At 58.2% G+C, this 12,493-nt stretch carries 12 protein-coding genes and 1 pseudogene; 8 read left to right on the top strand and 5 right to left on the bottom strand.

What is annotated here, in order from left to right; all coding sequences use genetic code 11:
* Nucleotides 1-92: 92 nt before the first annotated feature.
* The 4 genes from xylB (at nt 93) to AB7M22_RS10785 (ending at nt 5,423) form a co-directional block, all read left to right on the top strand.
* Nucleotides 93-1,589: a xylulokinase gene (gene xylB / locus AB7M22_RS10800; RefSeq protein WP_454186258.1), complete on the top strand. Its 1,497-nt coding sequence runs from the start codon at nt 93-95 to the stop codon at nt 1,587-1,589.
* A gap of 13 nt (nt 1,590-1,602) precedes the next feature.
* The gene (locus tag AB7M22_RS10795) at nt 1,603-2,547 is read left to right on the top strand and encodes a carbohydrate kinase family protein (RefSeq protein ID WP_454186257.1); all 945 of its coding nucleotides are present in this window, start codon (nt 1,603-1,605) and stop codon (nt 2,545-2,547) included.
* 323 nt (nt 2,548-2,870) lie between these two features.
* Nucleotides 2,871-4,856 (top strand): type VI secretion system Vgr family protein, encoded by a 1,986-nt coding sequence (locus tag AB7M22_RS10790; protein ID WP_454186256.1) that lies wholly within the window; start codon nt 2,871-2,873, stop codon nt 4,854-4,856.
* A gap of 9 nt (nt 4,857-4,865) precedes the next feature.
* Entirely contained in the window at nt 4,866-5,423 is a 558-nt protein-coding gene (locus AB7M22_RS10785) for a hypothetical protein (protein ID WP_454186255.1), read from the top strand.
* 93 nt (nt 5,424-5,516) lie between these two features.
* On the opposite strand, the gene AB7M22_RS10780 is transcribed toward AB7M22_RS10785, so the two are convergent.
* The gene (locus AB7M22_RS10780; protein WP_454186254.1) at nt 5,517-5,813 is read right to left on the bottom strand and encodes a hypothetical protein; all 297 of its coding nucleotides are present in this window, start codon (nt 5,811-5,813) and stop codon (nt 5,517-5,519) included.
* Between the two features lie 505 nt (nt 5,814-6,318).
* Here AB7M22_RS10780 and AB7M22_RS10775 point away from each other — a divergent pair.
* On the top strand, nt 6,319-6,588 hold the full coding sequence (locus AB7M22_RS10775) for a DUF2790 domain-containing protein (RefSeq protein WP_454186253.1): 270 nt from the start codon (nt 6,319-6,321) through the stop codon (nt 6,586-6,588).
* A gap of 65 nt (nt 6,589-6,653) precedes the next feature.
* Nucleotides 6,654-7,052 (top strand): hypothetical protein, encoded by a 399-nt coding sequence (locus tag AB7M22_RS10770; RefSeq protein WP_454186252.1) that lies wholly within the window; start codon nt 6,654-6,656, stop codon nt 7,050-7,052.
* Here the strand turns inward: AB7M22_RS10770 and AB7M22_RS10765 are convergent.
* A complete protein-coding gene (locus AB7M22_RS10765; RefSeq protein WP_454186251.1) occupies nt 7,049-7,318 on the bottom strand; it encodes a DUF1652 domain-containing protein in 270 nt (89 codons plus the stop codon). The two genes, AB7M22_RS10770 and AB7M22_RS10765, sit on opposite strands and share 4 nt — an antisense overlap.
* A 389-nt stretch (nt 7,319-7,707) precedes the next feature.
* On the opposite strand from AB7M22_RS10765, the gene eco reads away from it, so the two are divergent.
* Nucleotides 7,708-8,190 (top strand): serine protease inhibitor ecotin, encoded by a 483-nt coding sequence (gene eco / locus AB7M22_RS10760; protein ID WP_454186250.1) that lies wholly within the window; start codon nt 7,708-7,710, stop codon nt 8,188-8,190.
* 30 nt (nt 8,191-8,220) lie between these two features.
* Here the strand turns inward: eco and ilvA are convergent.
* Nucleotides 8,221-9,216, bottom strand: a pseudogene (gene ilvA / locus AB7M22_RS10755) (threonine ammonia-lyase, biosynthetic); the annotation flags it as partial.
* A gap of 247 nt (nt 9,217-9,463) precedes the next feature.
* On the opposite strand from ilvA, the gene AB7M22_RS10750 reads away from it, so the two are divergent.
* Nucleotides 9,464-9,799 (top strand): DUF2834 domain-containing protein, encoded by a 336-nt coding sequence (locus AB7M22_RS10750; protein ID WP_454186249.1) that lies wholly within the window; start codon nt 9,464-9,466, stop codon nt 9,797-9,799.
* 145 nt (nt 9,800-9,944) lie between these two features.
* On the opposite strand, the gene AB7M22_RS10745 is transcribed toward AB7M22_RS10750, so the two are convergent.
* Together AB7M22_RS10745 and AB7M22_RS10740 are read right to left on the bottom strand one after the other, a co-directional pair.
* On the bottom strand, nt 9,945-10,868 hold the full coding sequence (locus AB7M22_RS10745) for a magnesium transporter CorA family protein (RefSeq protein ID WP_454186248.1): 924 nt from the start codon (nt 10,866-10,868) through the stop codon (nt 9,945-9,947).
* Nucleotides 10,869-10,875: 7 nt separating this feature from the next.
* Nucleotides 10,876-12,354, bottom strand: a complete 1,479-nt coding sequence (locus tag AB7M22_RS10740; protein WP_454186247.1) for a RimK family protein — start codon at nt 12,352-12,354, stop codon at nt 10,876-10,878.
* Nucleotides 12,355-12,493 lie beyond the last annotated feature (139 nt).

The following is a 12,493-nucleotide window of genomic DNA, read 5'->3' as shown; positions in this document are numbered from 1 at the left end:
TGTGGGAGCGGGCTTGCCCGCGATGGCTGACTGACAGACACCATAAATGTTGAATGGGCATTGATATCGACCTGACGATCCAAGGATCTTCCATGGCAAACCAACAATTATTCCTCGGTATCGACTGCGGCACCCAGGGCACCAAAGCCGTCATCCTCGATGCGCACAGCGGCCAGGTCCTCGGTCAGGGCGCCGCTGCCCACAGCCTCATCAGCGGCGCCAATGGTCGTCGCGAGCAAGACACTGCCCAATGGCTGGAAGCCTTTACCCTGGCCACTCGTCGCGCGTTGCTCGCAGCAAATGTAGACGGTCAGGCCATCCTCGGCATCGGTGTTTCCGGCCAGCAACATGGCTTGGTGCTGCTCGACGATCGCGGCCAGGTGCTGCGCCCGGCCAAGCTCTGGTGCGACACCGAGTCCACGCCGGAGAACGACCGCTTGCTCGCCCATCTGGGCGGCGAAAAAGGCTCCCTGGAGCGCCTCGGCGTTGTCATCGCGCCGGGCTACACCGTGTCCAAATTGCTCTGGACCAAAGAACAGCACCCGGAGGTGTTCGCCCGGATCGCCCGCATTTTGCTGCCCCATGACTACCTCAACTACTGGCTCACCGGCCGCAGTTGCAGCGAGTACGGCGATGCCTCGGGCACCGGGTATTTCAACGTGCGCACCCGCCAGTGGGACTTGCAACTGCTGCGCGACATCGACCCCACCGGGCGCCTGCAAGCCGCGCTCCCGGAACTGATCGATGCCCACCAACCGGTCGGCACAATCCTGCCGAGTATCGCCGAACACCTTGGCATCAACCCGCACGCACTGGTCTCCAGCGGCGGCGGCGACAACATGATGGGCGCCATCGGCACCGGCAATATAAAGCCCGGCGCGATCACCATGAGCCTCGGCTCCTCGGGAACGGTCTACGCCTATGCCGAGCAAGCGAACGTCAGCCCGGACGCCTCGGTCGCGACGTTCTGTTCCTCCAGCGGCGGCTGGCTGCCACTGATCTGCACGATGAACCTGACCAACGCGACCAGCACGATTCGCGAGCTGTTCGAACTGGATATCGAGGCGTTCAACGGCTTGGTCGAGCAAGCGCCGATCGGTGCCGACGGCGTGTGCATGCTGCCGTTCCTCAATGGCGAGCGCGTTCCCGCCCTGCCCCATGCCAGCGGCAGCCTGCTGGGGTTGACCATGACCAACCTGACCCGGGCCAATCTGTGCCGCGCCGTGGTGGAAGGCACCACCTTCGGTTTGCGTTACGGGCTGGACCTGCTGCGCCACAATGGCTTACAAAGCCTGCGCATCTGCCTGACTGGGGGTGGTTCGAAGAGCCCGGTGTGGCGACAGATCGTCGCTGACATCATGAATACGCCAGTGATTTGTACCGAGCAAAGTGAAGCCGCGGCCCTCGGCGCAGCGATTCAGGCGGCGTGGTGCAAGTCCTGGGCAAACGGTCACGAAGACAGCCTGACGGACTTGTGCGAGCGTTGCGTAAAGCTCGATCTGGCCAGTGAAACCTTACCTATTGCAGAAAATGTGGCGGCCTGTCAGCAGGCCTATGAACGCTATCGACAGCATGTCGCAACCCTTTAAAGAGCGAGAAACTATGTATCTGGTATGTGGCGAAGCGCTGTTCGATTTCTTCAGCGAAGACGATGCCAGCGGCTTGGCATCCAAAGTGAATTTCAAGGCAATTGCCGGCGGCTCGCCGTTCAATGTGGCCGTAGGTTTGCGCCGCTTGGGCGTAGACGCCGCGCTGTTTGGCGGGCTATCGACCGATTACCTCGGCCGACGTTTGCAGCAAGTGCTGCAGGATGAAGGCGTGTGCCCGGATTACCTCGTGGACTTTGCCGCGCCGACCACCTTGGCAATGGTCGCGGTCGGTGCCAATGGCTCGCCCCATTACAGCTTTCGTGGCGAAGGCTGCGCTGATCGGCAGTTGAGCCTGGCGCATCTGCCAGAGCTAGGGCCTGAAGTGCGCGGTTTGCACGTCGGCTCGTTTTCGCTGGTGGTGCAACCGATTGCCGATACCTTGCTGGCATTGGTGCAACGGGAAAGCGGCAAGCGCCTGATCAGCCTCGACCCGAACGTGCGCCTGAATCCTGAGCCGAACATCGAATTGTGGCGTTCGCGGATTGCCACGCTGGTGGAGCTCGCCGACCTGATCAAGGTCAGCGACGAAGACTTGAGTCTGCTGTACCCCGAGCAAGATCCTCAGCGCGTCATCGAAGGCTGGCTGGAATATCGCTGTCAGTTGGTGTTCCTGACCCGTGGCGGCGAAGGCGCAACAGTGTTCAGCCGTGCCCACGGTTCGTGGTCGGTGCCGGCCAGTTCGGTGAAGATTGCCGACACCGTGGGAGCCGGCGATACCTTCCAGGCGGCGCTGATTACCTGGCTGACCGAGCAGCAGTTGGATTCGGTTGAAGGTTTGCAGCAGCTGAGCCGTGAACAGATCGACGCGATGCTCAGGTTTGCGGTGAGCGCAGCGGCGCTGACGTGCAGCAAGACCGGGCCGGATTTGCCGTATCGGCAGCAGTTGGAAGTGCGCTGAAGCTGATGGCCCCTTCGCGGGCAAGCCTCGCTCCTACAGGTCCGGTGTTGGCATGATCAACGGATCGACACAACCCCGGCGTTGGCATGATCAATGGCTCGACACAAATCCTGTAGGAGCGAGGCTTGCCCGCGAAGGCGGCCTACCGGTTGCACACCGAAAAATTGTAACTCCGCAATCAACGGCACAAGCCCATATCCATTGCTCGAAACCCTCTAGACAAGGGTTTCCCCTATACAGCGTGCCCTCCATTTTCGCCTTGAACATGGCAGTTTAATATTGCACCATCCGCCCCTGCTTTTTCAAAGGACGGAACTCAAGGCATGCTGGACGCAAACGCAATCCATATTTCCCTCACACTCGAAGGCGTTTCCGTCGACCTGCAGGTCCTCAGCTTCGTCGGTCGCGAAGCCCTCAACCAGCCGTTCTGTTTCGACATCGAACTGGTCAGCGCCCGCCCCGACCTGAAACTCGAAGAGCTGCTGCACAAGCCCGGTTGCCTGACCTTCGGCGCCACCGGCCAAGGCAAGATCCATGGCCTGGTGTACCGCATCGAGCAAGGCGATTCCGGCAAGAGCCTGACCCGCTACAGCATCAGCCTGGTGCCGCAACTGGCCTACCTGCGGCACAACCACGACCAGCAGATTTTCCAGCATTTAACTGTGCCGAAGATCATCGCCCAGGTGCTTGAGGCGCGAGGCATTCTGGCCGACGCCTACAGCTTCCAGCTCGGCGCGATCTACCCCGAGCGCGTGTACTGCGTGCAGTACGACGAGTCCGACCTGCACTTCATCCAGCGCCTGTGCGAAGAGGAAGGCATTCACTTCCACTTCCAGCACTCGGCCAGCGGCCACAAACTGGTGTTCGGCGATGACCAGACAGTGTTCCGCAAACTCGCGCCGGTGAGCTATCAGCAAGACTCCGGTATGGCCGCCAAAAAACCGGTGATCAAGCGCTTCAACCTGCGCCTGGAAACCCGTACCACCCGCGTCAGCCGCCGCGACTACGACTTCGAAAAACCGCACCTGCTGCCTGAGGGCGCGGCCAAAAGCGCGTTCGCCCCGGACCTCGAAGACTACGACTACCCCGGCCGCTTCACCGACCGTGCGCGCGGCAAGCAATTGGCGACCCGCGCCCTGGAACGCCATCGCAGCGACTACCAACTCGCCGAAGGCAAAGGCGACGAACCGACCCTGGTCAGCGGCCACTTCATGGCCCTCAGCGAACACCCGCGCACCGAGTGGAACGACCTCTGGCTGTTGCTGGAAATCGTCCACGAAGGCAAACAGCCGCAAGTGCTCGGCGAGAACATCACCAGCGACGTCACCCATAACAAGGACGACTTCCACCAGGGCTACCGCAACCGCTTCCTCGCCACGCCGTGGGACGCGCACTTCCGCCCGGCCCTGGAACACCCGAAACCCAAGGCCTTGGGCAGCCAGACCGCGATCGTCACTGGCCCGCCGGGCGAAGAAATTCATTGTGATGAATACGGTCGCGTCAAAGTGCAATTCCATTGGGCCCGCGACGGCCAGGGCAACGACACCAGCAGCTGCTGGCTGCGCGTCGCCACCGGCTGGGCCGGCAACGCCTATGGCGGCATCGCCATCCCGCGAGTCGGCATGGAAGTGCTCGTGACCTTCCTCGAAGGTGACCCCGACCAACCGCTGATCACCGGCTGCCTGTACCACAAGGAAAACGTCGTCCCCTACGACCTGCCGGCGAACAAAACCCGCAGCACCTTCAAGACCCTCAGCTCACCGGGCGGCAAGGGCTACAACGAGTTTCGCATCGAAGACAAAAAAGGCGCGGAACAGATCTACCTGCACGCCCAGCGCGACTGGGATGAAAACATCGAGCACGACCAGAAGATTCGCATCGGCAATGAACGGCATGACACGGTCGAAGCCAACGTGTTCAGCGAGTTCAAGGTGGAAGAGCATCGCCTCACCCATCTGGACCGCAAGACCGAAGCGCGGGCGGATGATCACCTGACTGTCGGCGTGACCCGGCACGTGAAAGTCGGGACGGCGCAGTTTGTGGAGGCCGGGACGGAGATTCATTACCACGCTGGGGAGAAGGTGGTGGTTGAGGGTGGCATGGAGCTGACGGCCAAGGCTGGCGGGAGCTTTGTGAAGATTGATGCGGGTGGGGTGACGATTAGCGGGGCGGAGGTGAAGGTGAATTCCGGGGGTGGGCCTGGTGCTGGTACTGGGATTCAAGTTCTCACCCCAACTATTCCCATCCCTGCAAACAACGATAAATCTGGCAACCTTCTCACCCGTAAAAAAAATTCCGACGGCAACTGAATACGTTAAATGAAAAACCTTCTGATCAGCATCGGACTTGCAGCATCCAGCATTCAGGCATTTGCAGTTCAACCGCAGTTAAATACAGCAATCAACTGCGAACTGGCCGGGCCCGAACATACTATTTCACTGTTACGCAGCTCACCCATTGAAGACTCTTATGTCTATAAAATCCGTTACGACAAAAAGACCAGATTCATGTACGACGACTCGAACGAATCTCGGGGGAGCGAAGTGCAGTGGCAGTGCGCTTCCGGCGGGCACGATCTAAATGCACTCGTGATTTCTGGCGAGTTTACTTCAAACTTTCTACAAGGAGCCTTGTTCTATTTCGACTCAGGTGACGGAAAAATAGAACGAATCGATTTCGCTGAAAGGAATCGTCCTCGCTGGGTAAAAATATCTGCAAAGGGTGCTCAAGTCGTTTTTGAGAACACAGGCCATGAAAGCTCAAGCAAATATTTGAGCTATGGAAAACACGGGGCCTATCTTGAACTATCCGAGCTCCCCGCGACCTCTGCTGAAGCGGGTGAAACGCTGATTGATCTGAACAATGCCAAACAATGAGGCACCATTTTATTTCAGCTTAATCATCACCCTCGGACATCTAGCTTCAAAGCCTACCCCACAGGAGGCAGGCTTGTTTTTGAAGGTGCGGCGTCAGGCCGGCGCTTTCCAGGCCATCATCCGCTGCTGCGCAACCTGCAGCAGGTCGTAACCATCCTGAGTCAACAGATAAAGCGCATGGGTAATGTGCGGGATGTCTTGAACGTCACCATGCTTGAAGCATAGGCAGTGGAGTGTTTCAAGTAACTGGCTGGAGGCTCGAATGCGCTGCGACGCGGATTCGAGAATATCTTGGGGATTGGCTTCGGTGTCGATCACCAAGGGATTGGAGTCGGTGACGCTGCTTTTGATTGAACGGTAGCGTTCGGGGAATGGATTTATCGTTGGCATAGTAATTACTCGAGTATTAATTAGTAATCGCCAGCACCGTGACCAAACGATGGAGGCGGCTGTGTACAGGCTTGGTCAACCGCTAACACCCAAACGGCTCGCCCGAAAGCGTCCTGCACACAGCCACCATTGCAACGCACTACGAGACATAGAAGTCCGCAGGGCGAATGATGGCACATTTATGTGCAGTGTTAGTCAGGTGACCAAACCTGTTCGCTGATTTTGCAGCGATGCCAAACAGTAAACGCTGGTAGCCGGCCGGCGAAAGAAGACAAGGCGCCCTCGCCTGTAGGAACGGGCCGAAGCTCCCTCAGTTTTTTTACCTACATGAAACCTCTGACAGAAACCTCCTCACGACAGGCGGCCTTCAGCCCGGTTAACCATCGCTTAACCCCACGGTCCAAAACTTTACTGGACCGCACGCCCTCAGCCTCCTCTGACGCCCAGTGCGGCAGGTTCGACCTCTTGCGTCGAACTGACTTCCCCTCTGCACTGGAGACCCATCATGAATATGCGAACACTACTGATCACCACCGCCCTCGCCTGCGCCGCATTCGCAGGCATTGCGCAGGCCAACGATACGTCGTCCTCCCAGGCCGTGCCCTATCACTACGGCATGGCGCTGCATGTGGGCAAGGTCATTTCCCTGACCGAGCCGTCGACGCTGGAGTGCCAAGTGGTCACGGCGGACATGAAGTACATCGATAGCGCCTCGGGCAAGCCTGCTGAAATTACCTATCGAAAAATGTCTGACGCGTGCAGCTATCAGAACTGACAGTAGGCCAGCGAGGGTTCTGACGCTATGCTCTGGCGCTTCCCTCACTGCCGCAAGGATTCGCCATGCAGCTCTCGTTTCGCACGCTGTCGACGTTCACCGCCGCCCTTTGTTTTCTGCTGGCGCTGGTCTGGGGTTTGATGCCGCAAGCATTGCTGGCGATCTGGAGTATCGAGTATTCGTCCGGGGCGGGGTTTGTGGCCCGGCGCAGTGCGGTGCTATTCGCGGCGTTGGGGGTGATGTTTTATCTCGTGCGCCAGGCTCCGCCCTCAGCGGCGAGAAGCGCCCTGGGCAGCGGGTTTATCGTGGGCTGTTTCGGTTTGGCGGCACTGGGCTTCGGCGAATGGCTCTATGGCCATGCCGGGCCGGGTATTTTGCTGGCGATCCTGGTTGAGTTTGCACTGGGTCTGGGGTTTATCCAGACCCAGCGCGTGTCGGTCAAAATGGCTGAAGCGGCCGGTTAATGGAGTTTTGACTTCGCGATGAACAGTTGACCATGCCTGTTGTGCGCGAGGCCGGTGCGCAACTCGGCTATCAGGTCGTTGATTTCCCTACATCCATTGAGCCGCTGGGCGTCTATGCCGGTAACGATCAGATCGAGGTGGTCAGTCTCGACGTCCGAATACACCTTGATGGTCATCGACAGGTTCGGCGACAGCGTGCATTGACAGCGTTTCGGGAGAAAACTGCTCTCTATGATATTGCGTAGTTCCAAGGCAGAAAGAAACATGGACACCCTCTCGTTATGGTGAGATTGCCAATCGAAAATCAATGTCGGTCGGAGCTCAAATCGCCCGTTCTTTTTCTTCTGTGCGGGCTTCATTGTTCCAACGTCCGACCGTTTTCTTGTGTTAGCACTGACTGGGCAGGAATCACAGTCAGTTCAAGACAGCTACAGCATAAAACATGCCCAGGATTTCGCTCTGCGCCTCGTCGGCAAATCAAGGGTTTGGCGGGGATGGCAATAAAACGACTCGGGCAAAATGCAAGAAAGGACTGTTTCAAGACCTGCATTTTTCAAACACGCCGGTGGCGGGTTTGCATTGGCTGAGGACGGCAGTGAGAATGCGGCCCATCCCTTCAGTATCCGCTGACCCCACACACACGCAAGGAGGCATCATGGGTACTTTGCCCTTTAACACGACCGTCGGGCTGATAGTTGCCGTTCTATCCTCCGTAGCCCACGCCGCCACCCTCGAAGACGTCGCGCCGTATCCCAAGCCTGAGAGCGGTTTTACCCGCCAGGTCATTCATCTCGTCCCGCAACAACAGGAAGACAGTTATCAGGTCGAAATTCTTGCCGGCAAGACCCTGACCGTGGACTGCAACCGTCAGCGCTTGGCCGGCGTGCTTGAAGAAAAGAACCTTGAGGGCTGGGGTTACCCGTTTTACCGGCTGGAGAACGTCACCGGCCCGATGAGCACGCTAATGGCCTGCCCCGATGGCAAGCGCAAAAAGGATTTCGTACCGGTGGTCGGTGACGGTTTCAGGCTGCGTTACAACAGCAAGCTGTCAATCGTGCTCTACGTGCCCAACGACGTCGAAGTGCGCTACCGGATCTGGTCGGCGTCGAGTCATGTCGAGAACGCCGTTCAGGAATAGCCGACCCGTCCCTCACACCGGGGCGCCGCTCAACGCGGCGCGCTCGGCCACATGCCGCAAACTGTCGAAATTGATATTCGCCCCGGAATCGATGGCCACCAGGGTCTGACCCCGTGCGCCGGTTTGTGCCACGTACTGTTTGATCCCGGCCACGGCCAGGGCGCCGGAAGGTTCGGTGATCGAGCGGGTATCGTCGTAAATGTTCTTGATCGCGGCGCAGAGCTCATCGTTGCTGACGGTCAGCACTTCATCGACGCAAAACCGGCAGACCTCGAAACCATGGGCGCCGATCTGAGCGACGGCCACGCCATCGGCGAAGGTGCCGACGGTTGGCAGCACAACCCGTTCGCCGGCCTGTAATGCGGCCTGCAAGCAAGCGGAATGTTCCGACTCGACGCCGATGATGCGCACTTCAGGGCGCAGGTATTTGACGTATGCGGCAATGCCAGCGATCAAGCCTCCACCGCCCACCGGAACGAAGATCGCGTCCAGCGGCCCTTGGTGCTGGCGAAGGATTTCCATGGCGACGGTGCCCTGCCCCGCGATCACGTCCGGGTCGTCGAAGGGCGAGACAAAGGTGCGGCCGGTTTGCTGTGCCAGGCTCAGCGCGTATTCCAGGGCAAACGGAAAACTCTCACCGTGCAGCAGCGCATCGGCTCCCCGGCTGCGAACCCCGAGTACCTTCAATTCCGGCGTCGTGCAGGGCATGACAATGGTTGCGCCGATCCCCAACTCGCGGGCCGCCAACGCTACGCCCTGGGCATGATTGCCCGCCGAGGCCGTGATCACGCCACGGGCCTTTTGTTCGTCACTCAGGTGCACCAGTTTGTTGTAGGCACCGCGGATCTTGAAAGAAAACGTCGGTTGCAAGTCTTCGCGCTTGAGCAGGACCTGATTGCCCAATGCCTCGGACAAGGCCGGCGCGGCTTGCAATGGCGTGCGTACGGCGAGTTCGTAAACCGGCGCGGCGAGGATTTTTTTCACGTAGTGCTCAAGCAAGCGCTGCTGGGCGGGGGTGCTGCTCATGGTCGTCTCCTGACTTTGATCGGAGCCCCAGAGACAGAAAGTAAAAACCCGCCTCTAGGGCGGGTTGGGTGCTGCAGTCGTGAGCTAGCCCGCCAAATAAGGAATGGCGGTAATAATGCTTGGCTGGCAGCGCAATACGGTGGAAGTCATGACTGGAAATTAGCCGGAGGCTGATGGCAAGTCAATGGCCAATTTTCGACGGCCGCTGTAGGCTGGCGATTCTGTTCATTGTCCAAGGAAGGAAACCATGAAGTCTGTCGCCCTGCCCCTCATCGCCCTGATCGCTTTCGCCGGCTACACCGTTTCGGTGATGCTGCAGGCAGAACAGTCGCTGCTCGACTTCGGCATCAGCCTGATGTCGCGGCCCGATACAGCGCAGGTGGTGATTGATCTATACCTGTTGGCGACCCTTGCCGGTATCTGGATGTACAAGGATGCGCGCAAGCGTGGGCAGTCGGGATTGTCGGTGGTTCCCTATCTGTTGGTGACGGCGATTTTTGTGTCGGTCGGGCCGTTGTTGTATCTGGTGGTGCGGGGGTTTCAACGCCGCAAGAACTCCATCGATGCCACTCAACAAGCATGATCCAGAATGGGTCTGATTTTGAGGTAGCTATCGCGAGCAGGCACGCTCCCACAGGGAGGGTTGCGCTGGACTCGGAAGTTGGGGCAACCCGGATCAAAATGTGGGAGCGAGCCTGCTCGCGAAGGCGATTTGACAGCCGCCGAAGTCACTTCGCCAGCCGCTTGAGGCCAATCACCATCACCCCCGCCCCCAGCATCATCGCCGTCAGAAACAACGGATAGGAAATCCACCACGGCGTACCGGCGGTCATCATGCTGAACTCAGACATGCCGCCAATGCTCGCAATCAGGTTCAACGGCAGAAACACCACGTTGATCAACGTCAGTTTGCGCAGCAGGTTGTTCATGCTGTTGTTCATCAGGTTGCCCCGGGCGTCGATCAGCCCGGAGAACACCGTGGAGTAGATTTCCGCCTGCTTGTAGCACTGGTTGTTCTCGATAATCAGATCGTCGATCAAACCAATGGCTTCAGGGCTGAAGTGTTCCTTCGCCGCATGATTACGCAGCCGGGTCAGGACCGCGCCGTTGCTGTGAATGGCGTTGATGTAATAGATGAGGCTTTCGCTGAGGTTGAACATCTGGACCAGATGCTGGTTCTGCATCGAGGCATTGAATTTTTGCTGCAGCTCCCGGGCAACCATCTTGATCACCTTGAGGTGCCCCAGATAGTGGTGAATGTTGTTGAACAACAGGTCGAGCAACACATCCAGTGGCGTCTTTAGTGACTGCCGCGTGCCGAGGCCGCTGAGCGGAGAGTCGTCGGTGGCGATCACCAGCAGACGCCCCGGGGAAAACAGCAAGCCGCAGGACGACACTTCGAAGGCCAGGCTGCCGCCGCCGGAGTAGTTTTCCGGGCGTTTCCAGATCAGGAACAGGTTGTCGGGGTGGAACTCGATGCGCGACACCTCGTCGGGGTCCAGGGCCGAGGCCAGAGCGTGTTCATCGAGTTTGAAATGGCTGTGCAACAGATCCCGTTCAGCTGCATCAGGGTTGCTGAACAGCATCACGTCGGCGTCCAGCCGTTCAACCGCTTGCAAGGTGCCATGGCTTAGTTCAAAGCTTTTGATCATCGGCCGCTCACCAGGCCTGGCCGCGGCGTTTGAGCTCCAGCCGACGGACAAACTCCTCCAGCACCAAGGAGTACAAATCGTCCTGCAGCCAGGCGTCTTCGATGCCTGCGTCCATGTTCGGGTTGTCGTTGACTTCGATCACCACCACTTTGTCGCCGGACTGTTTGAGGTCGACGCCGTAGAGGCCGTCGCCGATGAGATTCGCGGTTTTCACCGCCAGTTCAACCACCGCTCGCGGCGCGTCATGAACCGCCAGGGTGCGGCATTCGCCGTTGATGTCCTGGCCTTTGGCTTTGTGGTTGTAGATTTGCCAATGGCCCTTGGACATGAAGTACTGGCAGGCAAAGATCGGTTTGCGGTTGAGCACGCCAATGCGCCAGTCGTATTCGGTGTAGAAAAACTCCTGGGCCAGCAGCAACACCGAGTGTTCGAACAGTTCGGCGGTGGCTTCAAGCAAGGCTTGCTGGCTTTCGACCTTGATAACGCCCTTTGAGAAACAACCATCGGGGATCTTCAGCACCAGTGGAAACCCCAGGCGCTCGCCTACCCGCTCGAAATCTTCCGGGCGTTCCTTGTAGAGGATTTCAGTGGCGGGCATGCCCAGCTGATGGCTCTTGAGCAAATCGGCCAGGTAAACCTTGTTGGTGCAGCGCAGGATCGACGCCGGGTCATCCATCACCACCAAACCTTCGCTCTCGGCCTTTTTGGCGAAACGGTAGGTGTGGTTGTCGACGCTCGTTGTCTCGCGGATCAGGAGCCCGTCGTATTCAGCGATTCGGGCGTAGTCCTTGCGTTCAATCAGCTCGACGTCGATGCCTAGCGTCTTGCCAACCCTGACGAAGTTGTCCAAAGCCTTGGGATTGGAGGGCGGCAGTGCTTCTTGCGGATCGTGCAAAATGGCCAGGTCATAACGGGCCAATCGCCTGGAGCGCGGCATGCGCCAGATCTTGCGACTGAAACTGTCGAGCGCATTAGCGAATTGATCTTCCTGATCTTCACGCAACTTATGCAAGGCGCCAAACTTTACACCTTCGATGTGCCAACCGTTAGTTCGGCGAAACTCAACCAGCACTATCGGACAAGGAAAAACCTCGAATAACTGCCGCGCCAGATCCTGTAATGGCTCGATAGAGGTTTGGCCGAAGTACAGTGTCAGGGTAAATCCTTCGGTATCGCTGTAAAGGTGATGACTGAGGGCCTTTTCCAGGGTTTTATCCAGATCATCCAGGGCCAGGCCATACAGGGATTTTCGGGTCAGTTCGCTAATGGTCCGCACCGACGGAATAACCTTGTGCCCCCGCGCTTCGGCCAGCAGCGAGCAGTAATAACCGTGCCCGAGATACTTGTAGCTGCGGCACAGGTTGATTACCTGAACCCGCTTGCCCTGCTCGTTGTCGCGGGTCTGTTCGAGGTATTCCTGGGCGGTGACGATGTCTTCACTGGGAAAATAGGAGGCCCAGTCTTCCTTGCGTTCGACGATGATCATCAGCTGGCTGGAAGTTCTGATCGAGCCATTCAAATAGTTTTCAGAAGTTATTGCTGTTAGCAACTTTTGCTCAGATACTTCGCGCCAATGACCTTGTACCGCTGACATAGTGATTGATCCATTTGAAGAACAAGACCTT

The sequence above is a fragment of the Pseudomonas sp. ADAK2 TE3594 genome (assembly GCF_053628675.1).
Note: the sequence above shows the minus strand (reverse complement) of the source record. Positions and strands in the feature narration are given on the sequence as shown.